The sequence below is a fragment of the Pannonibacter sp. SL95 genome (assembly GCF_026672425.1).
Classification (GTDB): Bacteria; Pseudomonadota; Alphaproteobacteria; order Rhizobiales; family Stappiaceae; genus Pannonibacter.
In genome coordinates, this window is the sequence record NZ_JAPPRC010000005.1 from 66,865 (window position 1) to 89,249 (window position 22,385).

Below are 22,385 nucleotides of genomic sequence, written 5' to 3' on the forward strand. Positions count from 1 at the left end.
TGGACCAGCCTGCAGCGACAGGCCCCACGCCTTGACCCAACCCAGATGCCACAGACGCGATGAGGACGGATGATACTGGAACGTGATCCGCGCGCGGATGTGGATCAGGGCTCGCGCGGCAAGCTTGGCCGGCGCGTCGGCCTCGCCGTCATGATCCTGTCGCTCGTCTCGATTGCCGTCACCTTCATGGTGCTGACGGGGGCGACGCCGATCGAGCCGACGCAGCAGGTCGTGAAGCTGTCGATGCTGGTCAACGGCCTCTTGGCCAGCGGGCTTGTCGCGGCGATCCTTCTCGAAATCTTCAAGCTGCTGCAGGCTCGGCGCAAGGGCCGGGCTGCAGCGCGGCTGCATGTGCGCATTGTCGCCATGTTCAGTCTGATTGCGGCCGTCCCGGCACTGCTGATGGCCGTCGTCGCCACGATCACGCTCGATCAGGGGCTGGACCGCTGGTTCGAGCAGCGCACGCGCCAGATCATCGACAACGCGCTTACCGTCGCCCAGGCCTATCTGCAGGAACATGCGCATGTGCTGCGCGCCGACCTGACAGCCATGGCCAGCGACGTCGACCGCGCCCGCGGCGTCTATGACTACGAGCCGACCCGGTTCGATTCCTTCTTCACCACCCAGGCGCAGCTGCGCGGTCTGCTCGCCGCCTTCGTGATGAAGGAGGACGGCACGGTCGTCACCCGCGTGGTGCTGGATCCGCGCGCCAACATCCTGCTGCCGCCCAATGACACCTATGCCAAGGCCAACGCCGGCGAGCCGGTCCTCATCGCGCCGGGCTCGTCAAACCTGGTCGGCGGGGTGATGAAGCTGCAGTCCTTCGAGGGCATGTATCTTTATGTCACACGCGGCATGGATCCGCGCGTGACCGAGTATCTACGCCTCGCCGAGGAAGGGGCGACCGAATACACCAAGATGGAGGAAACCCGGTTCGGGGCCCAGGTGGCTTTCGCGCTGATCTATCTCGGGGTTGCGCTGATCCTGCTGCTGTCCGCCATCTGGATCGGTTTCGGCTTCTCCAGCCGGCTTGTCGCGCCGATCCGCCGGCTGATCTCTGCCGCTGACCAGATCTCCAAGGGCAATCTCTATGTTGAGGTCGTGACCGAGAAATCCGAGGGGGACCTCGCCAATCTCGGCTCGACCTTCAACAACATGACCGGCCAGCTGCGTGGCCAGCGCGATGCGCTGCTGGCTGCCAACGAGCAGATCGACCGCCGCCGCCGCTTCACCGAAGCTGTGCTGTCCGGGGTGACGGCATCAGTCATCGGCATTGACGACGAGGGCGCCATCACGCTCGTCAACCGTTCCGCCCGTGCCCTGTTGCAGATCGAGGAGAGCGATGCACTCGATCGGCCGATCTCTGAGGTCATTCCGGAGCTGGCCGAGTGCGTCGCCGTCGCGATCCACAAGGAGACCGAGCGGTTCAAGGAAACCCAGATCACCCTGGTGCGGGGCGGGCGCGAGCGCACCGTCAATGTCCGCATCACGACCGAGCAGTCGACCCGGCGCGAGCATGGCTATGTGGTCACGCTGGACGACATCACAGACCTTGTCTCCGCGCAGCGCAACTCGGCCTGGGCCGACGTTGCCCGCCGCATTGCCCATGAAATCAAGAACCCGCTGACGCCGATCCAGCTGTCGGCCGAACGCATCCGGCGCCGCTATGGCAAGAAGGTCGAGGACGACCGTTCCGTCTTTGACCAGTGCATCGACACGATCATCCGCCAGGTCGGCGACATCGGGCAAATGGTCGACGAGTTCTCGTCCTTTGCCCGCATGCGCAAGCCCAGCAAGGCGCGGGCCGATCTGCGCAACATGGTGCGCGAGGCCGCCTTCCTGCAGACGGTCGGCAATCCGGATATCGAGATCCGCACCGAGCTTCCCGAAGGTCCGATCGAGGGCTTTGTCGACCAGCGCCTGATCGGGCAGGCGCTTACCAACGTGATCAAGAACGCTGCCGAAGCCGTCGCGGGCCGCACCGGCGAGAACCTGCCCAAGGGCCGGATCCGCATCGTGCTGCGGGCCGAGGGCGACAGGCAGGTGATCGACGTGATCGACAACGGTGTCGGCCTGCCGACAGAAAATCGCCAGCGACTGCTGGAGCCTTACATGACGACCCGGGAAAAGGGCACCGGGCTTGGACTTGCGATCGTGCGCAAGATCATGGAAGACCACGGGGGCGGCATCGAACTGCTCGATGCGCCCGGTGTCTGCGAGGGCGAGTGCGGGGCAATGGTCCGGTTGATCATCGGGCCTCAGGATGCGGCGGCGGAGGGGGCTGCCGTGTCACCAAACCACGACATCAAGCAAGAAGAAGTGACCGGCCATGGCCTATGACATCCTGATCGTGGACGACGAGACGGACATCCGCGAAATGATCGCGGGCATTCTCGACGACGAAGGCTACGGCACGCGCACCGCGTCCGACAGCGACACGGCTCTTGCCGCCATCAAGGACCGGCGCCCCTCGCTCGTCGTGCTGGACATCTGGCTGCAGGGCAGCCGGCTGGACGGACTGGCGCTCCTCGACGAGATCAAGGCGCAGGACAAGGATCTGCCGGTTGTCATCATCTCCGGCCATGGCAACGTGGAAACCGCCGTTTCGGCGATCAAGCGCGGCGCCTACGACTATATCGAGAAGCCGTTCAAGGCCGACCGGCTGCTGCTCATCACCGAGCGGGCGCTGGAGGCCTCGAACCTGCGCCGCGAGATCCGCGACCTGAAGCAGCGCTCCGGTGACACGGCCAAGCTGATCGGCGAGTCCAATGCCATCCATCAGCTGCGCCAGACCATCGAGCGGATCGCCGGCACCAACAGCCGCATTCTGATTTCCGGACCATCCGGTGCCGGCAAGGAGCTGGCGGCGCGTATGATCCATGACCTGTCGCCGCGCTCGAAGGGCCCCTTTGTCGCGCTGAACGCCGCAACCATCACGGCCGAGCGCATGGAAGAGGAGCTGTTCGGCGTCGAGGACGAGAAAGGCAACCTGCGCAAGGTCGGCGCGCTCGAAGAAGCGCATGGCGGCACGCTCTACCTCGACGAGGTCGCCGACATGCCACGCGAGACCCAGGGCAAGATCCTGCGCGTGCTCGTTGACCAGACCTTCACCCGCGTTGGCGGGGCCACCCGAGTCCAGGTCGACATCCGCATCCTGTCATCGACAGCGCGCAATCTGGAGCAGGAAATCGCCAACGGTGCGTTCCGCGAGGACCTCTATCACCGTCTCGGCGTGGTGCCGCTCCGGGTGCCGGGCCTGGCTGAACGGCGCGAGGATGTACCGGTTCTGGTGCGTCACTTCATGGAGCAGATCTCCTCCAGCGCCGGCCTGCCGATGCGCCGGATCGGCGAGGACGCCATGGCCGTGCTGCAGACCCACGACTGGCCGGGCAACATCCGCCAGCTGCGCAACAACGTCGAACGATTGATGATTTTGACGCGTGCCGATCCGGCTGCCGTGATCACCGCCGATCTGCTGCCGGCCGAAGTAGGGGCGATGCTGCCCAATCTTCCCTCGAACGGCGGCGGCGACCATCTCATGTCTGTGCCCCTGCGCGAGGCCCGTGAAATCTTCGAGCGGGATTACCTCCAGGCGCAGATCAAGCGCTTTGGCGGCAACATTTCGCGCACGGCCGAATTCGTTGGAATGGAACGATCGGCCTTGCATCGCAAGCTGAAGTCGCTAGGGCTATCGTGAAGCGCGTCTTGGCGCGGTGAGTCTATCCGGAGTTCAGGCCGATGAAGGTCGTTATTTGCGGGGCAGGGCAGGTCGGTTACGGCATTGCGGAGCGTCTGGCGGCTGAGCAGAACGATGTCTCGGTCATCGACTCCTCGCCCAAGCTCGTCAACGCCATCAGCGACCAGCTGGATGTGCGCGGCTTCGTCGGAAATGGCGCGCATCCTGATGTTCTGGCGCAGGCCGGCGCCGATCAGGCCGACATGATCATCGCCGTCACGCTTTATGACGAGGTGAACATGGTCGCCTGTCAGGTGGCCCATTCGCTGTTCAACGTGCCGACCAAAGTCGCGCGCGTGCGCGCCCAGAGCTACCTGCAGGGCCGCTGGCGCAACCTCTTTGCCCGCGAGCACCTGCCCATCGACGTCATCATCTCGCCGGAAATCGAAGTGGGGGACATGGTGCTGCGCCGGCTGGCGCTGCCGGGAGCCGCCGAGACGGTGCGTTTCGCCGACGACCAGGTCGTGATGGTCGGCATCGTCTGTCAGGAAGATTGTCCTGTTGTGGACACCCCGCTGCGCCAGCTGACGGACCTGTTCCCTGATCTTGGCGCCGTCGTGGTCGGTGTCTTCCGCGGTGGCAAGCTGTTCGTGCCGAAGAGCTCCGACCAGCTTCTGGTCGGCGACCTTGCCTATGTCGTCGCACGGCGCGACCAGGTCCGCCGCACGCTCGGCATTTTCGGCCATGAGGAACCGGAGGCCAATCGCGTCGTCATCGCCGGTGGCGGCAATATCGGCCTGTACGTTGCCAAGGCGCTGGAGCAGCGCCAGTCCAAGACGCGCATCAAAGTCATTGAATCCTCGCGCGAACGCGCCGTCGGCATTGCCAACGAGCTGAAGCGCTCGGTCATCCTGCATGGCTCGGCGCTGGATCAGGCGATCCTGGAGGAGGCGGACGTTTCCTCGGCCGACACGATGGTCACGCTGACCAACGACGACGAGGTCAATATCCTGTCCTGCGTCATGGCCAAGAAGATGGGCTGCCGCCGCAACCTGTCGCTGCTCAACAACCCGAGCTATCCGGCCTTTGCCAATGCATTGGGAATAGATGCCTACATCAGCCCGCGTACGGTGACGATCTCGCGTATCCTGCAGCACGTCCGGCGCGGCCGTATCCGCGGCGTCCATTCGCTGCAGAATGGCGCTGCCGAGGTGATCGAGGCCGAGGCGCTGGACACCTCGCCGCTGGTCGGCCGGCCGCTGCGCGACATCGACCTTCCCGATGGCATCCGCGTCGGGGCGGTGTTCCGGGGTGGCAAGGTGCTGATGCCCAATGGCGACATGCAGATCCAGGCTCGCGACCGCATCGTCATCTTCGCGATGGCCAACCGGGTGCGCCAGGTCGAGCAGATGTTCCGCGTCAGTCTCGAGTTCTTCTGAGCCGCAAGGCTCGCGCTGTTTTTCTTTCGTTGCAGGGATGTGATCCGATGAGCCGAGTTGCCTATGTGAACGGGGAATATGCCCGCCACGCCACTGCTGCCGTGCATGTCGAAGACCGCGGCTATCAGTTTGCCGATGGCGTCTATGAGGTCTGTGAAGTCTGGCAGGGCAATCTGGTCGACGGCCCGCGGCATCTGGACCGCCTGGAGCGGTCCTTGCGTGAGCTGCGCATCGACATGCCGATGTCGCGTGCGGCGCTCACCTTCGTGATGAAGGAAGTCATCCGCCGCAACCGGGTCCGCCATGGGCTCGTCTACATGCAGGTGACACGCGGTGTGGCCCGCCGGGATCATTTCTTCCCGGCTGATGACATCGCCCCTTCGATCGTGATCACCTCGAAGTCGACCAATCCGCGCGCCGGCGACAAGCAGGCAGAGACCGGCATTGCGGTCGTCAGCCATCCGGAAAACCGCTGGCCGCGCGTCGACATCAAGACCGTTGGCCTGCTGCCGAACGTGCTTGCCAAGCAATATGCGCGCGAACACGGGGCCAAGGAGGCCTGGTATGTCGATGCCAACGGCTATGTCACGGAAGGCGGCTCCACCAACGCCTGGATCGTCACCAAGGATGGCGTGCTTGTCACCCGGCCAGCCGAAAGCGGCATCCTGAAGGGCATCACCCGTTCGGTCGTGCTGGATCTGGTCGCCCGCGAGGGCATCCGCTTCGAGGAACGGGCCTTCACGGTTGAGGAAGCCTTTGAGGCACGCGAGGCCTTCGTGACGGCCGCCTCCACGCTGGTCATGCCGGTTGTGCAGCTCGATGGCCGGCCGATCGGCAATGGTCATCCCGGCAGCATCGCAACCGGACTGCGTCAGGCCTATCACAGCGCAAGCCATCTGGAAGAAATCCAGTAAACGTGTGAAATAGTAGTGGGGCAGTATGGCTGACTTGATATAGACTCAATCCGTGGACCCGGTTTTTACCGGGAGAGGCGGCAGCGTTTGTGTTCAGGGCCTCGCTTCCCGAGCCAGATAAAAGCAATTGTCAGATGCCACGGCCGGATCTGGCAGAAACAGGATAAGAAGACTCATGGCTGAGCGTGCGCAGAATCTCCAAGACACCTTCCTCAATCATCTTCGCAAGCAGAAGACCCCCCTCACGATCTTCCTGATCAACGGCGTCAAGCTTCAGGGTGTCGTGACGTGGTTTGACAATTTCTGCGTTCTTCTGCGTCGGGATGGGCACTCGCAGCTCGTCTACAAGCATGCGATTTCGACGATCATGCCGAATGGTCCGGTTCAACTGTTCGAGCCGGGCGAAGAAGGCTCCGACAAAGCGGGCGCCTGATTGACGCAGTCCACATCCTCCGACGATCCCTCGGACGACAACCGGCGCGGACCTGCTGCGCCGGATGACCTCCGGCGCGGCGAAACTGCGCCCGGCGACAGAGGTCCAGACCTTGACCGGCGCGCTCCTTTGTCCCGGGCGCTGGTCATTGAACCGATCACCCCGGAAAAGACCGCGCGAGGCACTGAAGCCGACCTCGCATCGACGCGCAGCCCGGAAGCCCGGCTGGAAGAAGCCGTCGGCCTGTGTGCAGCCATTGATCTCGACATTGCCGATGCGCTCATCGTGCGCGTGCAGAAGCCGCGACCGGCGACGCTTCTGGGCACTGGCAAGGTTGAGGAGATCGCGGCCCTGGTCGAGGCGCATGAGGTCGATGTCGTCGTGGTCGACCACGCGCTGACGCCGATCCAGCAGCGCAACCTGGAAAAAGAGCTGAAGACGAAGGTGATCGACCGGACCGGTCTGATCCTGGAAATCTTTGGCGCCCGCGCCCGCACCAAGGAAGGCCGGCTGCAGGTCGATCTGGCCCATCTCAGCTGGCAGAAAAGCCGGCTCGTGCGCTCCTGGACCCACCTTGAACGCCAGCGCGGCGGTGTCGGCTTCATGGGCGGCCCTGGCGAAACCCAGATCGAAGCCGACCGCCGCCAGATCCAGGAGAAGATCCTGCGGCTGGAGCGCGAACTGGAGCAGGTGCGGCGCACCCGCGACCTGCACCGCAAGAAGCGCAAGAAGATTCCCCAGCCGGTGATCGCGCTGGTCGGCTACACCAACGCCGGCAAGTCGACGCTGTTCAACCGGCTGACCCGCGCCGAAGTCTTCGCCAAGGACCTGCTGTTTGCAACGCTCGATCCCACCCTGCGCCGGATCAAGCTGCCGCACGGCCGCGAGGTCATCCTGTCTGACACCGTGGGCTTCATCTCGGAACTGCCGACCCATCTGGTCGCCGCCTTCCGCGCGACGCTGGAAGAGGTGCTGGAAGCCGATCTCATCCTGCATGTGCGCGACATCAGCCATCTCGACACCGAGGCGCAGGCCGTCGACGTCTCAAGGACGCTCGAGGCCCTTGGCGTCAGCCCGCAGACCGGCGCACCCATCGTCGAGGTCTGGAACAAGATCGACTGCCTGGACGGTGAGCGGCGCGACAAGCTCCTCGCCGCCAACGGCCCTGAGGGTGCCATCGCCCTGTCAGCGCTCACCGGCGACGGTGTCGACGCCTTGCTGGAGCGGATCGAGAATTTCGTTGCCATTGGCGATGACCGGTTCGATCTCGTTCTTCCCGTCACCGACGGTCACCTGCTGGCCGGCCTCTACCAGATCTCCGAGGTTCTGGCGCGCGAGGACACGGACGAGGGCATCGAGCTGACCGTGCGCGTCTCCGACAAGCAGCGCGGCAACTTCCGGGCGCGCTATGGGGCGTTCATTGAGGGGGCGGAGTGAGGGGCTGGAGCTCCTCGCTTGGCTTGATGACAAACCTCGACCTCTCCGAAGTCATCCCGGCCAAGCGCAGCGCCGAGCCGGGTCCGGAGAGTCCAGGTATCGATGTTTCCATCCGCTCATCCCTGAGAGACCTCGGCTCTCCGGTCCCGGCTCGAGCTGACGCTCGTCCGGGATGACGGCGGGTAGGCTTGTCGGAGGCCTGGGCAGGGGAACTGTCGGCAGGTGCTCCTACCTGATCACTTCCCCTTCGCCGCCTGCCACACCGCTTCCATCTCATCGAGCGTCATGTCCTCCAGCGCAACGCCGCGGCGGGTGGCTTCGGCTTCGATGGCGGCAAAGCGGCGGCGGAACTTGGCATTGGTCCGCTTCAGCGCGTCTTCCGGCTCCACTTCCAGATGACGGGCAAGGTTTGCCAGCGCAAACATGACGTCGCCCATCTCGTCCTTGATCGCATCCGGCACGTTGCCGGTGACAGCAGGCGCCGTGTGGTCCTTCAGCTCGGCTTCCAGTTCGTCGAGCTCTTCCCGGATCTTGGCGATGACGGGCGCAAAGCTGTCCCAGTCGAAACCGACCCTTGCGGCCCGCCGCTGGATCTTTTCTGCCTCCATCAGGGCCGGGAAGGCGGAGGGCACCGCATCGAGATAGCCAGGTTCCGTATCGGGTAGCCCCAGAGCCGCGCGGCGCGCCTTGCGCTCGGCCTTTTCCTCGGCCTTGATGCGGTCCCACATGCCCTTGGCCATGCCGGAGGTGCGGGCGGTGTCGTCGCCAAAGACATGCGGATGCCGGCGGATCATCTTCTTCGTGATCGCTTCCACCACATCGGGAAAGCTGAACGCGCCCTGTTCCTCTGCCATGCGGGAATGGTAGACCACCTGCAACAGCAGATCGCCCAGTTCCTCACGCAGGTCATCGAGGTCGTTGCGGCTGATCGCCTCCGCCACCTCGTAGGCTTCCTCGACCGTGTAGGGGGCGATGGTGGAAAAGTCCTGTTCCAGGTCCCAGGGGCAGCCCGTAACCGGGGTGCGCAGCGCTGCCATGATGTCGATGAGAACGGAAATGTCGCGGCCGGGCTTCATGGCGGTCCTCGCAAGGCAGATCAGACGGAATCAACTGGCCGGGAGCCTACAGGCTTCCCGGCCAGGTGCCTATGCCGGTTCGGCCCGCTCAGCCGCGCTGCGAGGGATGCCAGAACGTTGCGATGCGCTCGATCAGGGCAACAGCCGCATAGAACAGCGACCCGGCGAGCGCTGCGACCGCGATCTCTGCCCAGACCATGTCGAGGTTCATGCGTCCCACTTCCGTGGAGATGCGGAACCCCATGCCGACGATTGGCGTGCCGAAGAACTCGGCCACAATCGCGCCGATCATGGCGAGGGTGGAGTTGATCTTCAGCGCGTTGAAGATGAAGGGCAGGGCCATGGGCAGGCGCAACTTGACCAGCGTCTGCCAATAGGAAGCCGCATAGGTGCGCATCAGGTCCTTCTGCATGGCGTCAGCTGCGGCAAGCCCTGCGACTGTATTCACCAGCATCGGGAAGAAGGTCATGATGATGACGACTGCTGCCTTGGACGGCCAGTCGAAGCCGTACCACATCACCATGATCGGGGCGACGCCGATGATCGGCAGGGCCGAGACCAGGTTGCCGATGGGCAGCAGGCCCCGGCGCAAGAACGGCACCCGGTCGATCAGGATGGCCACGACAAAGGCGCTGCCGCAGCCGATGGCATAGCCGGCTAGCACCGCCTTCAGGAACGTCTGCTGGAAATCGGCCCAGAGCACCGGCACCGAATTGACCAGCCGCGCGCCAATGGCGCCGGGGGAGGGCAGCAGCACCTGCGGGATGCCGGCACCGACCACGACGAGCTGCCACAGCACCAATAACGTCGCGCCGAAGATCAGCGGGATCGCCAGATTGACCAGCTTCTGCGCGGATGGCGACAGGCCCCGCCAATGTGCCATCCGCTCCACGAACAGCCAGCTCGCAAACCAGGTGGCAATGGTGAGATACCAGAACCCGGGTGCCGCCAGTCCTGGATGGTTGGCGACAGTCTCGATCAGAAACCACGCCGACAGGAGCGTGACGAGGCCGATCACCAGATCCCCGACGCGGTGCCGGGCAAAGCCGAGGCTGTAGCGCACGCCGAGAATGGCGAGCACCGTGACGACGATGGACAGGCGCGGCAGGTCGAGCGCGCCAAGATCCGGCTGGAAGGCCGTGCCGGTGAGGCCGAGCACCGCGAAGACCAGCACGCCGATGGCAAGGCGCGCGGGCGTGTCGAACCGGGGAAGGCTGGTGGCGATCGAGCTCATCGGTTCATCCCCATTTTCGCAAGCGTCGCCTTTTCAAGAAGGCCGATCAGCGCCACCAGGCTGCCGGCAACGACCGAGGCCACCACCAGCGCCGACCAGATCTGCACCATCTGGCCGTAATAGGATCCGGCAAGCAACCGCGCGCCAAGACCGGCCACAGCCCCCGTCGGCAGCTCGCCGACGATGGCACCGACAAGGCTTGCGGCAATGCCGACCTTCATCGAGGCAAAGAGATAGGGCACCGCATAGGGCAGCCGAAGCTTCCAGAAGGTCTCGGCCCGGCTGGCGCTGTAGGTGCGCATCAGATCGAGATGGATGAGCTCGGGCGAGCGCAGGCCTTTCACCATGCCGACCGTCACGGGAAAGAAGGACAGATAGGTCGAGATCATCGCTTTCGGGATCAGCCCGGAAATGCCGATGGCGTTCAGCACCACGATGATCATCGGCGCAATGGCCAGGATCGGGATGGTCTGCGACGAGATCACCCAGGGCATCAGCGACTTGTCCAGCACCCGCGAATGCACCACCAGCACGGCGAGCCCGATGCCGAGCAGCGTGCCCATGACAAAGCCGGTCAGCGTCGAGGAGAGCGTGATGCCGGTGTGATAGATCAGGCTGCGGTTGGAGGTGATCTTCTTGTTGACGGTTGTGTCCCAGATCTCGACGGCCACCTGTGCCGGTGAGGGCAGGATGGGCCGCTCCTGCGCCAGCGTATCGTTGACCAGCTGCAGGAATGGGACATCAGTCTGTCCGGCGCGGGCGTAGATGTCGCGCTGGAACGGCGCATTCAGGGCAACGGCCGCCACATACCAGATGGCGACAATCGCCAGCAGGACCACCAGCACCGGGCCGACAGTGCCGGACATCAGGCCGAGCAAAGGGAGAAAGGGGGCGGACGGCGGCCTCAGTCGTCATAGGAGTGTCCTGCCTTCAGCCCTTCGCGCACGCGGTGGGCGACTTTCAGGAACTCCGGCGTCTCGCGGATATCAAGCGTGCGCTGGCGGGGCAGGTCACTGTCAATGATGTCATAGATCCGGCCGGGGCGCGGACAGAGCACCACGATCTTGGTGGAGAGATAGACCGCTTCCGGGATCGAGTGGGTGACGAAGACCACCGTCTTGTTGGTCTTGGCCCAAAGCTGGTGCAACTGGTCATTCAGGTGATCGCGCACGATCTCGTCGAGGGCACCGAAGGGTTCGTCCATCAGCAGCAGCTTCGGCTCGACAGCGAGCGCGCGGGCGATGGACGCACGCTGCTGCATGCCGCCCGACAACTGCCATGGGAATTTTTTCTCAAACCCCTTCAGGTTGACCAGCTCCATATTGCGCGCAATCCGCGCCTCACGCTCCTTCGCATCCAGCCCCATGATCTCCAGCGGCAGGGCGACATTGCCGGCGATGGTCCGCCAGGGATAGAGCGCGGCTGCCTGGAACACGTAGCCATAGGCGCGGTTCAGCCGCGCCTCTTCAGGGCTCATGCCATTGACTGCAATCCTGCCGGCAGTCGGCTGCTCCAGATCGGCAATGACGCGCAGCAGCGTGGTCTTGCCGCAGCCCGACGGACCGATGAAGGAGACGAAGTCGCCCTCGTCGATCTTCAGGTCGATGTTGGACAGCGCATGGACCGGTCCGTCGTTGGTCGCGAAGGTCAGCGACAGCTTCTCGATATCAATCACAGGCCCGGCCCGGTCCCCATGTGGGGCGGGGGTATAAAGTTGAGCGGCAGTGTTCATTTCATATCCCCTGGATTGCCCTGGTCCGTCCTGCTCATATGTTGGTGGCGTGCCAGCGGTCCTTGCGCGCCAGTCCTTGCTCAAACCCCGCTGGCGGGAATGCCGGTGCGTTCCACCTTGCGCGGGGCGACCAGGTCCTTCCAGGTCGACAGGGCCTTGTTGACGGCTGTGACCGGCGGGCGGGCGACGAACTCGCCGTGGCCTTCCCGGGTGTTGACCTTCGTCTCTTCAATGGCCACATGGCCGCGGGTGAGCGTGAAACGCGGCAGGCCCTTCACATGCTTGCCCTCGAAGACGTTGTAATCGATGGACGATTGCTGGCTGGCGGCCGAGATCGTCTTTTCCCGGTTCGGGTCCCAGACGACAATGTCCGCGTCGGCGCCCACAAGGATCGCGCCCTTCCTCGGATACATGTTGAGGATCTTGGCGATGTTGGTCGAGGTCGCGGCGACGAACTCGTTCATCGTCAGGCGGCCGGTCGCCACACCATAGGTCCACAGCATCGGCATGCGGTCTTCAAGCCCCCCGGTGCCATTGGGGATCTGGGTGAAGTTGCCGATCCCCGTGCGCTTTTGCGCCGTGGTGAAGGCGCAGTGGTCCGTCGCCACCACCTGCAACGAGCCCGAGGAAAGGCCGGCCCACAGGCTGTCCTGATGCATCTTGTTGCGGAACGGGGGCGACATGACGCGGCGGGCGGCATGGTCCCAGTCCGGATGGGCATATTCGCTGTCATCGAGCGTCAGATGCTGGATCAGCGGCTCGCCAAAGACGCGCATGCCCTTGGCCCGGGCGCGGCGCACGGCTTCGTGGCTCTGCTCGCAGGACAGATGCACCACATAGAGCGGCACGCCCGCCATATCGGCGATCATGATGGCGCGGTTGGTGGCCTCGCCCTCGACCTCTGCGGGCCGCGAATAGGCATGCGCCTCAGGTCCAGTGTTGCCTTCTGCCAGAAGCTTGGCCTGCATCTGGGCCACCACGTCGCCGTTCTCGGCATGAACCATGGCGAGTGCCCCCAATTCCGCGCAGCGCTGGAACGAGGAGAACATCTCGTCATCATCCACCATCAGCGCGCCCTTGTAGGCCATGAAATGCTTGAAGGAGTTGATGCCCTTCTGGCGAACGACGGTCTCCATGTCGTTGAACACCTGTTCGCCCCACCAGGTGACCGCCATGTGGAACGAATAGTCCGCCGTCGCCCGGCTGGTCTTGTTGTGCCACATGGACAGCGCGTCGAGCAGCGACTGGCCGGGGGAGGGCAGGCAGAAGTCGACCACCATGGTGGTGCCGCCGGCAAGCCCGGCGCGGGTGCCGCTTTCAAAGTCATCGGCCGAATAGGTGCCCATGAAGGGCATCTCGAGGTGGACATGCGGATCAATGCCGCCCGGCATGACGTAGCAGCCGGTCGCGTCCAGCACCTTGTCGCCGGAAAGGCCCTTGCCGATCTCGACGATCCTGCCGCCCTCGACCTTCACGTCGGCTTCGTAAGTCAGGTCAGCGGTCACCACGGTGCCGCCCTTGATCACAGTGCTTGCCATGTCTGTTCCCCTTTGTAGTTGCGCGATGCTCCGCGACCCTTGTTCTTTTTTGGTCCCTCGGCTCTCCGGTCCCGGGTCTCGTTTCACTCGCCCGGGATGACGCTGAACAATCTCAATCGGGTCGTCATCCCGGGCGTAGCGAAGCGAAGACCCGGGACCGGAGAGCCACGGTCTCTCAACGTCACCTGTTCAGATCACCGTACAAGTCCTGCCACTTCGGGTTCATCTTTTCGATCAACTCAAATTTCCACTGCCGGTGCCATCGCTTGATGCGTTTTTCCTGCGCAATCGCGCTTTCCACTTCGCTGTACTCTTCATACCAGACCAGTGATTTGACTCCGTATGTTGATGTAAACCCGGCGACTTTCCCATCGCGGTGCTCGTAAATCCTTTTTCCCAGTTCTGTCGTTACGCCAGTGTAAAGCGTCCCGTACGGTCTGGAGGCCAGGATATAGACCCACGCGGGCATTGCCTGTTCTCGCTTTTCTGTCTGCGTCCTCGGCTCTCCGGTCCCGGGTCTCGTTTCACTCGCCCGGGATGACGAAGATTGCATTGCTTGATCTTGACGATCTTACGTCACTCACCCAACCACTTCCGCCGTCTCCAGCACCGCATGCAGCAGCACGTCGCAGCCGGCGCCGGCCCAGTCCTTCGAGATGTCTTCCGCCTCGTTGTGTGACAGGCCGCCGACGCAAGGGCACATGATCATGGTGGCGGGGGCGACCTTGGCCGCCCAGCAGGCGTCGTGGCCCGCGCCGGAAATCAGGTCCATGTGGCTGTAGCCGAGCCGCTCAGCTGCCGCCCGCACGCTGGACACGAGTTTCGGATCGAAGGTCACCGGATCGAAATGACCGACGGCCTCCACAGAACAACCGACGCCGAGCGCCTCACAGATTTCGGCGGCTTCGGTTTCGATGCGGGCGCGCATGGCGTTGAGCTTGGCGAGATCCGGCGTGCGGATGTCGACCGTGAAGACCACCTTGCCCGGCAGCACGTTGCGCGAGTTGGGCGAGAAATTCACCTGACCGACGCCGCCGACCGCGCCGGGCTGGTTCTCCATCGCCACGGTCTGGACCATTTCCATGATCCGCGCCATGGCCAGTCCGGCATTGACGCGCAGGTTCATCGGCGTCGAACCGGTGTGCGCTTCACGGCCGGTCAGGGTGAACTCAAGCCACCACAGGCCCTGGCAATGGGTGACGACGCCGATCTGCTTGTCTTCGGCCTCCAGGATCGGGCCCTGCTCGATGTGCAGCTCGAAATAGGCGTGCATCTTGCGCGCGCCCACCTCTTCCTCGCCGACCCAGCCGATGCGCTTCAGCTCCTCGCCATAGGTCTTGCCCTCCGGGTCCTTGCGGCCATAGGCGTAGTCCAGGCTGTGCACGCCGGCGAAGACGCCGGAAGCGAGCATGGCCGGGGCAAAGCGCGCGCCTTCCTCGTTGGCCCAGTTGGTGACGACGATCGGGTGCTTCGTCCTGATGCCAAGGTCGTTCAGCGTGCGCACCACCTCGAGACCCGCCAGAACACCGAGAACGCCGTCATACTTGCCGCCGGTCGGCTGGGTGTCGAGATGCGAGCCGACATAGACGGGCAGGGCGTTTGGTTCGGTGCCCGGGCGGGTCAGGAACATCGTCCCCATCTTGTCGACGCCCATCGTCAGGCCGGCGTCCTCGCACCAGGACTGGAACAGCCTGCGGCCTTCGGCGTCGGCATCAGTCAGGGTCTGGCGGTTGTTGCCGCCCGCGATCCCCGGCCCGATTTTCGCCATGTCCATCAGACTGTCCCAGAGCCGGTCCGGGTTGATCCTGAGGTTCTGTCCCAGTGCTGCCATGATGCCGTTTCCCTGAAGCTGTGGTCCGTGTGATCTTGCTGCCTTGCCGTCAGTCGAGGCTGGGGAAGGTGAAGACCGCGCCGTCCTTGATGCCGGCCGGCCAACGGGTGGTGACCGTCTTCATTCTTGTGTTGAAGCGCACGCCTTCCGGCCCGTAGATCGAGTGATCGCCGAACAGCGACCGCTTCCAGCCGCCGAAGGAGAAATAGGCCACCGGCACCGGGATAGGCACGTTGATGCCGACCATGCCGACCTCGATCCGGTCGGCAAAGGCGCGGGCCGCGTCGCCGTCACGGGTGAAGATCGCGGTGCCGTTGCCGTATTCATGCTCGTTGATCAGCGTCAGGGCTTCCTCGTAGCCCTTGGCCCGGACGACCGAGAGCACCGGACCGAAGATCTCTTCCTTGTAGATCGTCATGTCCTTCGTCACCCGGTCGAACAGGGTGCCGCCAACGAAATAGCCGTTCTCATAGCCCTGAAGGCTGAAGCCGCGGCCATCGACCAGCAGCTTGGCGCCTTCCTTGACGCCCTGGTCGATGTAGCCCAACACCTTGCGCTTGTGCGCCTCGGTGATCACCGGGCCCATGTCGGCCGACTTGTCCGTGGCCGGACCGATCTTCAGCGCCTCGACGCGAGGGATGAGCTTTTCAACCAGCGCGTCCGCCGTCTTCTCGCCGATCGGAACCGCGACGGAGATCGCCATGCAGCGCTCGCCGGCCGAGCCATAGCCCGCGCCCATCAGCGCGTCGGCCGCCTGGTCCATGTCCGCATCCGGCATGATGATCATGTGGTTCTTGGCCCCGCCAAGCGCCTGAACGCGCTTTCCGTGGGCAGTGCCGGTGGAATAGACATATTCGGCAATCGGCGTGGAGCCGACGAAGGAGATCGCCTTCACGGCCGGATGCTTCAGGAGCACATCCACCGCTTCCTTGTCGCCGTGCACGACATTGAGCACGCCCTCGGGGAAGCCCGCCTGCCGGAACAGGTCGTAGACGAACATGACTGCGGAGGGATCGCGCTCGGACGGCTTGAGGATGAAGGTGTTCCCGCAGGCAACCGAGATCGGATACATCCACAGCGGCACCATGGCCGGGAAGTTGAACGGCGTGATGCCGGCAACGACGCCGAGCGGCTGGCGGTCGCAGTAGCTGTCGATGGCGGGGCCGACGTTGCGGGCAAACTCACCCTTCAGAAGATGCGGGATGCCACAGGCAAACTCCACCACCTCGATGCCGCGCGCCACTTCGCCAAGCGCGTCGTCATGGGTCTTGCCGTGTTCGGCGGAAATCGCGCGGGCAATGGCATCGGTGTTTTCGGTGAGCAGTTCCTTGAAGCGGAACATGAAGCGGGCGCGCTTCAGCGGCGGCGTGTCGCGCCAGGCCGGGAAGGCGGCCTTGGCCACCGCAATGGCGTCCGCCACCTCGGCTGCCGACGACAGCCCCAGCTCGGCCACCTGCTCGCCCGTCGCCGGGTTGAACACCGGCGCGACGCGCCCGGAATTCGACACGACTTCGCGGCCGCCGATGGCGTTGTTGATCTTCTTCATGGTCTGGATCCCCGGACTGTCCCTGGCGGACTTGTTGTCTTGTCTGGAAGGGCCCGCGCGTATCCGCGCGGGCCAAGAGTGCCGTGTCAGATGTTGCTCTGAAGCACGGTGCGCAGCTTGCCGAACAGCTCGTCGATCTGCGCCTTGGAAATGATCAGCGGCGGCGACAGGGCAATGATGTCGCCGGTGGTGCGGATCAGGAGGCCATCGTCATAGGCCTTGAGGAAGGCCGAGAACGCCCGCTTGGTCGGCTCACCGGCAATCGGCTCCAGCTCGATGGCACCGATCAGGCCGAGGTTTCGCACATCGATGACCTTCGGGCAGTCCTTGAGCGAATGCACCGCGTCTTCCCAGTAGGAGGCAAGCTCTGCCGCGCGGGTCAGGAGGCCTTCTTCCTCGTAGGTGTCGAGCGTGCCGAGGGCGGCAGCGCAGGCGACCGGATGGGCCGAGTACGTATAGCCGTGGAACAGCTCGATCATGTGTTCCGGACCCGTCATGAAGGTCTCGTAGATCTTGCTGCTGCAGAACACCGCGCCCATCGGGATCACGCCGGAGGTGATGCCCTTGGCCGTGGTGATCAGGTCCGGAACGACGCCGAAGTAATCCGTCGCAAAACCGGTGCCGAGGCGCCCGAAGCCGGTGATGACCTCGTCGAAGATCAGGAGAATGCCGTGCTGGTCGCAGATTTCGCGCAGGCGCTTCAGGTAACCCTTCGGCGGGATCAACACGCCGGTGGAGCCAGCCACCGGCTCGACGATGACAGCGGCAATGGTCGAGGGATCATGCAGCTGGATGACCTTGATCAGGTCATCGGCAAACTCGGCGCCATGCTCCGGTTCGCCCCGGGTGAAGGCGTTGCGGGCGGGATCATGGGTGTGGCGGATGTGGTCGACGCCGCCCAGCATGGTGCCGAAATGCTTGCGGTTGTTGACGATGCCGCCAACCGAGATGCCGCCAAAGCCGACGCCATGATAGCCGCGCTCGCGACCGATGAGACGCGTGCGCGACCCCTGGCCGATGGCGCGCTGATAGGCGAGCGCGATCTTCAGCGCCGTGTCGACGCTTTCCGAGCCGGAGCCGGTGAAGAACACATGGTCAAGCGGGGAGGGCAGCAGGGCAGCCAGGCGGGCAGCCAGTTCAAAGGCGCGCGGATGGCCCATCTGGAAGGCCGGCGCATAGTCCATCTCGGCCACTTGGCGTTGCACGGCCTCAACGATGCGCGGGCGGCCATGGCCGGCGTTGCAGCACCACAGACCCGCCGTGCCGTCCAGCACCTGGCGGCCGTCAGCGGTGGTGTAGTGCATGTCCTTGGCACCCACGAACATACGCGGGGCCTTCTTGAACTGCCGGTTGGCAGTGAACGGCATCCAGAAAGCTTCAAGATTGTTCGGAATGGCAGCGGTTGCAGCCGTATCAGACATGGTTCCTCCTTGCCGATCCATCGCTTGCGGACCGGTCTTGGCAGCAGCATTCAGCGCACGCGGACGGATCGAGCCGAACGCGGAAAGCACCCGAGCCTAGCAGCGGCGGGCGGACTTGTCCGGGATCGTCTTCAGTTTTTCCAATCGTGCTGTTCCCACTGGTCCTGCCGCTCTCTTGGCGGTGCTGGCAGGTCCGGTTGTCTCTCTGGATCGCGCCGTCCATTATGTTCGGATCTTGACGCTTGTCGTTGGACCGTGGCTGGCTTTCAATGACATCCTGTCCAGGCTATGCAGCCGGGGCGAGGCGTCCATGAAACCTGACCAAACGGTCAAATTGAGCCTATGAATACTTGACCAAACGGTCAAGATGATAATTTCATCGGCCAGATGATTTTCCCGGCACCCGCTTGCCGGAATACGACCTGCCGAACGCAGGGGAAACGGGAGCGCATGGATCGCAAGGTGTCCACCAGAAGTGCAGCACGGGCGGAAACGGAACGGGCGATCCTGTCGGCAGCAGAGGCCGTGTTTGCCGAGCATGGCTATCGGGGCGCAACGACCGGAATGATCGCCGAGCGGGCAGGGATCCCGAAAGCCAATCTGCATTACTATTTCGCCACCAAGGAGGCGCTCTACCGCCAGGTCGTGGAGAACATCTTCATGATCTGGCTTGATGCCGCCAACTCCTTCGATGACTGCGAGGACCCGGAGGAGGCGCTGACCCATTACATCACCACCAAGATGGACATCTCGCGCCAGCACCCGATGGGATCCAAGGTCTGGGCCAACGAGATCCTGCACCGGGCGCCGGTCATCCAGGACTATCTCGAGACGACCTTGCGCGAATGGACCGCCACCCGCATCGCCATCATCGAGCGCTGGGTTGGGGAAGGGCGCATGGATCCGGTCGATCCGCGCACGCTGCTCTACATGATCTGGTCGACCACGCAGCACTACGCCGACTTCATCCACCAGATCGAGACCCTGAACGACGGCAAGCCGCTGAGCGATGACCAGTTCGCCATCGCGAGGGATAATGTGGTGCGCATCATCCTGTCCGGTGTCGGCATCCGGGCGAGGGCCGCAAGCAGCGTCAAGGCGGGGGCAGCCAGATGAGCCCGACGCGCAGCACACCGAAATCATCTCCCTTGAAGCGCAAGCCCGGCCTGCGCAGCGCGCCAGCTGCGCGGCAGGTACCAGCCGACAGCGATGCCAAGCCGACCCGCATCCAGGAACGCAACCGCGCCCGTATTCTGGAGGCGGGCCTTTCCGAGTTCTCCCGTTTCGGCTTTGGCGGGGCGACGATCGAGAAGATCGCTGCCGGGGCAGGGATGTCGAAATCGAACCTGCTCTACTACTACCCGACCAAGACAGTGATCTACGAAGCCGTGCTCGAGCACATCCTCGACACCTGGCTGGCGCCGCTGCGCATGCTGGACGTAACCGGCGACCCAGCGGCAGAGCTGGCGGATTACATCCGGCAGAAGTTGAAGATTTCAGCCGAGTGGCCTGAGGCGTCACGCCTTTTTGCCTCCGAGATCCTGCAAGGAGCGCCGCAGGTGAAACCCGTGCTGCAGGGCTCGCTGCGCCTGCTGGTGAGCGAAAAGGCAGCCGTCATCCGCGCCTGGATCGCGGCAGGCAAACTCAAGCCGCATGTGGAGCCGGTGCATCTGATTTTCCTCATCTGGTCGGCGACGCAACATTACGCAGATTTCGAGACCCAGGTTCTTGCGCTAACCGGCAAGACGCTGAAAGACGAGACTTTCCGCGGCGAGGCAGAAGCAGCGCTTGTCGCCACCATTCTCGGAGGCGTGCTGGCATGAGCGACCGGGAGCCCCCAGTGCCGCCGGCGCCGCCGGTTCCACCAGCCCCGAGGCCACTCGAGATCGCGCCGGAAAGCCGCCGCATCACGATCAAGGGACGGCTGCATATCGACGAGCGCGACCTCAGCGAGGAGTTCATACGGGCGTCTGGACCGGGCGGGCAGAATGTCAACAAGGTCTCGACCGCGGTTCAGTTGCGCTTTCAACTTGACAACAACCGTACGTTGCCGGATGATGTAAAGCAACGGGCAGGGGAACTGGCCGGCAGCCGTCTGACACAGGCCGGTGAAATCCTCATTCAGGCCGACCGGTTCCGCACGCGCGAACAAAACCGCGAAGACGCGCTGGCCCGGCTGATCGAGCTTCTGGTCAAGGCCGCACACCGCGACAAGCCCCGCAAGGCAACCCGGCCGACGCTTGCCTCCAAGAAGCGCCGTGTCGACACGAAGAAACAACGCGGCGGCATCAAAAAGCTCAGAAGTGGCCGGCCGGATAGCGACTGAGCAGGACTGAGCTGGCGCGACAGCCGGCCCTGTCCCAACCTCGGCGTCATCCCGGGCGAGTGCAACGAGACCCGGGACCGGAGCGCCGAGGCTTCAAAAGGAAGCCATGAACTCGACGTGGTGCGATCGATTCAGCGATCTGAACACGCGAAGCCGAAAAGACCTGGGCTCTCCGGTCCCGGGTCTGCGCTTCGCTCCGCCCGGGGTTGTTTGTTGTCCGAGGTGCTAGGGTAAAGGGGAAGCTGCGACCCTTAACCCGCAGCTTCAGCGTCAGGCGACCGTCCCGGGGTCGGGTTTTCACCCGCTGTCATCATGGCTCCCTGACGCTTCCCTTTTCCCGCTTGGAGAGTTGATTGGGCCTCTGGTTGACACCCACGCCCGCAAACAATCCGAAGCACGTCAAGGATAGCACGGCCATGCCCGCCCTGCAGCAGCCTCCCGCCCATGTCTGCGGCTTCGATGTCGCCAAGGACAGCATCACCGCCTTCGACACCGCCACCGGCCGTGTCACGACCTTCCCCAACCGCTCCGCCAGCATCCGCAAGGCGCTGACAGGCCTGTCGGCCGACTGCCTGTGCGTGTTGGAGCCGACCGGCGGCCACGAGCGCCTGCTGGTGGGCGAACTGACGGCAGCAGGCCTTGCCTGCCACCGGGCCGATACCGTTAAGGTCAAGGCATTCAGCCGGTCCTTCGGCCGTCTTGCCAAGACAGACGCCATCGATGCCCAGGCTCTGGCCCGCTATGGCGAGGAGCGCTGGAAGACACTCGCCCTGTTCACGCCGGCCGATGAGACCCAGAGCACACTCGCCAGCCTCAATGCCCGCCGTCAGGAGCTTCTCGCCCTCAAGGTGGCCGAGCAGAACCGCTCAAAGATCCCCGGAGAGGGACCTGGCATCGCGATCATCCGCCGCTCCTGCCAGGTCATCCTGCGGGCGATCCTGCACGAGATCGAGGCCATCGACGCCGCCATCGAGGCGCTCGTCGACGCCTCGCCGCAGCTCGCCCGCCGGATCGAGGTCTGCTGCTCCCTGCCGGGCGTGGGCAAGCGCACCGCCATCACCCTCGCCGCAACCATGCCGGAACTGGGAACGATGGACCGGCGCCAGGCCGCAAGCCTCGCCGGGGTCGCCCCTCATCCCAAGGACAGCGGAACCCTCAAGGGATATCGCCGGATGCACGGCGGACGCTCCACCGTCAAGCCGGCCCTCTTCATGGCCGCCTTGTCCGCAAGCCGCGCAAACGGGCCATTAAAGGAGGTCTATCAAAGGCTTATCAACAACGGGAAGAAGCCAATCCTCGCAATCGCCGCCCTCATGCGAAAGATCATCGTCATCCTGAACGCAAGGATCAGGCAAAACGCACAACAACAGAGTTGATGACCGGGGAAACACGGGCGCTCGCCCAACACACTTGCGTCATCCCGGGCGAGTGCAACGAGACCCGGGACCGGAAAGCCGGGGCAGCGCAATGGCAACCGGAGCTGTCTTGCTCGTCCCTAAGCAAGAAGATGCTGTGCAGGCCTGCTGCAGCATCGGTGAGCCTCGTTCCAGGGGGCTGTCGACGGCACATGCACCCACGGCTCTGCCCATATCCGTAATTCGCATAAGATATATTATGGAACATATTTTGACGGATTGCCCAGTGAGCCTTTGGCTTCCTTGGCCCATGTCGCAGCCAGAGCTGCAAGGCCCACGCCGCGCCATCCGTTATGAGCCACGACGACGCAGGCCTCGGCCGAGTGATCTGGGGGCAACCAACGTGCCGTCCAGATCCATGCAGCTA

The 22,385-nt window shown here is 63.9% G+C and carries 19 protein-coding genes; 10 read left to right on the plus strand and 9 right to left on the minus strand.

Features of this window, described 5'->3' with window-relative positions; translation table 11 throughout:
- Positions 1-69: 69 nt before the first annotated feature.
- The 6 genes from OVA12_RS15365 to hflX all read left to right on the plus strand — a co-directional run bounded on the left by OVA12_RS15365 (position 70) and on the right by hflX (position 7,899).
- On the plus strand, positions 70-2,340 hold the full coding sequence (locus tag OVA12_RS15365) for a sensor histidine kinase NtrY-like (protein WP_268138832.1): 2,271 nt from the start codon (positions 70-72) through the stop codon (positions 2,338-2,340).
- Complete coding sequence (ntrX, locus tag OVA12_RS15370; RefSeq protein WP_268138834.1) at positions 2,330-3,697, plus strand: nitrogen assimilation response regulator NtrX; 1,368 nt, start codon at positions 2,330-2,332, stop codon at positions 3,695-3,697. Before OVA12_RS15365 ends, ntrX begins: the two co-directional genes overlap by 11 nt.
- Positions 3,698-3,738: 41 nt before the next feature.
- Complete coding sequence (trkA, locus tag OVA12_RS15375) at positions 3,739-5,115, plus strand: Trk system potassium transporter TrkA (RefSeq protein ID WP_268138836.1); 1,377 nt, start codon at positions 3,739-3,741, stop codon at positions 5,113-5,115.
- A 47-nt stretch (positions 5,116-5,162) separates the two neighbouring features.
- Positions 5,163-6,029: a D-amino-acid transaminase gene (locus OVA12_RS15380; protein ID WP_268138838.1), complete on the plus strand. Its 867-nt coding sequence runs from the start codon at positions 5,163-5,165 to the stop codon at positions 6,027-6,029.
- A 175-nt stretch (positions 6,030-6,204) separates the two neighbouring features.
- A complete protein-coding gene (hfq, locus tag OVA12_RS15385) occupies positions 6,205-6,462 on the plus strand; it encodes an RNA chaperone Hfq (protein ID WP_268138840.1) in 258 nt (85 codons plus the stop codon).
- A gap of 129 nt (positions 6,463-6,591) precedes the next feature.
- Entirely contained in the window at positions 6,592-7,899 is a 1,308-nt protein-coding gene (gene hflX, locus OVA12_RS15390; protein WP_442793888.1) for a GTPase HflX, read from the plus strand.
- Between the two features lie 236 nt (positions 7,900-8,135).
- On the opposite strand, the gene mazG is transcribed toward hflX, so the two are convergent.
- From mazG to OVA12_RS15435, 9 genes are all read right to left on the minus strand, one after another.
- Positions 8,136-8,975 (minus strand): nucleoside triphosphate pyrophosphohydrolase, encoded by an 840-nt coding sequence (mazG, locus tag OVA12_RS15395; RefSeq protein WP_268138842.1) that lies wholly within the window; start codon positions 8,973-8,975, stop codon positions 8,136-8,138.
- Positions 8,976-9,063: 88 nt separating this feature from the next.
- On the minus strand, positions 9,064-10,209 hold the full coding sequence (locus tag OVA12_RS15400; protein WP_268138844.1) for an ABC transporter permease: 1,146 nt from the start codon (positions 10,207-10,209) through the stop codon (positions 9,064-9,066).
- Entirely contained in the window at positions 10,206-11,075 is an 870-nt protein-coding gene (locus OVA12_RS15405) for an ABC transporter permease (RefSeq protein WP_268138846.1), read from the minus strand. Before OVA12_RS15405 ends, OVA12_RS15400 begins: the two co-directional genes overlap by 4 nt.
- Before the next feature lie 38 nt (positions 11,076-11,113).
- Positions 11,114-11,941, minus strand: coding sequence for an ABC transporter ATP-binding protein (locus OVA12_RS15410; protein ID WP_268138848.1), 828 nt, complete (start codon positions 11,939-11,941; stop codon positions 11,114-11,116).
- An 80-nt stretch (positions 11,942-12,021) separates the two neighbouring features.
- Entirely contained in the window at positions 12,022-13,479 is a 1,458-nt protein-coding gene (hydA, locus tag OVA12_RS15415; protein WP_268138850.1) for a dihydropyrimidinase, read from the minus strand.
- 181 nt (positions 13,480-13,660) lie between these two features.
- Entirely contained in the window at positions 13,661-13,948 is a 288-nt protein-coding gene (locus OVA12_RS15420) for a GIY-YIG nuclease family protein (protein WP_268138852.1), read from the minus strand.
- A gap of 111 nt (positions 13,949-14,059) precedes the next feature.
- Complete coding sequence (locus tag OVA12_RS15425) at positions 14,060-15,310, minus strand: Zn-dependent hydrolase (RefSeq protein ID WP_268138854.1); 1,251 nt, start codon at positions 15,308-15,310, stop codon at positions 14,060-14,062.
- Between the two features lie 49 nt (positions 15,311-15,359).
- Positions 15,360-16,856 (minus strand): CoA-acylating methylmalonate-semialdehyde dehydrogenase, encoded by a 1,497-nt coding sequence (locus OVA12_RS15430; protein ID WP_268138856.1) that lies wholly within the window; start codon positions 16,854-16,856, stop codon positions 15,360-15,362.
- A gap of 86 nt (positions 16,857-16,942) precedes the next feature.
- Positions 16,943-18,277: an aspartate aminotransferase family protein gene (locus OVA12_RS15435; RefSeq protein ID WP_268138858.1), complete on the minus strand. Its 1,335-nt coding sequence runs from the start codon at positions 18,275-18,277 to the stop codon at positions 16,943-16,945.
- A gap of 450 nt (positions 18,278-18,727) precedes the next feature.
- Between OVA12_RS15435 and OVA12_RS15440 the strand changes: the two genes are divergently transcribed.
- The 4 genes from OVA12_RS15440 to OVA12_RS15455 all read left to right on the plus strand — a co-directional run bounded on the left by OVA12_RS15440 (position 18,728) and on the right by OVA12_RS15455 (position 21,979).
- The gene (locus OVA12_RS15440) at positions 18,728-19,393 is read left to right on the plus strand and encodes a TetR/AcrR family transcriptional regulator (protein WP_268138860.1); all 666 of its coding nucleotides are present in this window, start codon (positions 18,728-18,730) and stop codon (positions 19,391-19,393) included.
- Positions 19,390-20,100 carry a TetR family transcriptional regulator C-terminal domain-containing protein gene (locus tag OVA12_RS15445; protein ID WP_268138862.1) on the plus strand — a complete coding sequence of 237 codons (711 nt, stop codon included), beginning with the start codon at positions 19,390-19,392 and terminating at the stop codon, positions 20,098-20,100. The genes OVA12_RS15440 and OVA12_RS15445 overlap by 4 nt, the downstream gene beginning before the upstream one ends.
- On the plus strand, positions 20,097-20,603 hold the full coding sequence (gene arfB, locus OVA12_RS15450; protein ID WP_268138864.1) for an alternative ribosome rescue aminoacyl-tRNA hydrolase ArfB: 507 nt from the start codon (positions 20,097-20,099) through the stop codon (positions 20,601-20,603). The genes OVA12_RS15445 and arfB overlap by 4 nt, the downstream gene beginning before the upstream one ends.
- Positions 20,604-21,019: 416 nt before the next feature.
- Entirely contained in the window at positions 21,020-21,979 is a 960-nt protein-coding gene (locus tag OVA12_RS15455) for an IS110 family transposase (RefSeq protein WP_268134326.1), read from the plus strand.
- The last annotated feature ends 406 nt before the right edge of the window (positions 21,980-22,385 follow it).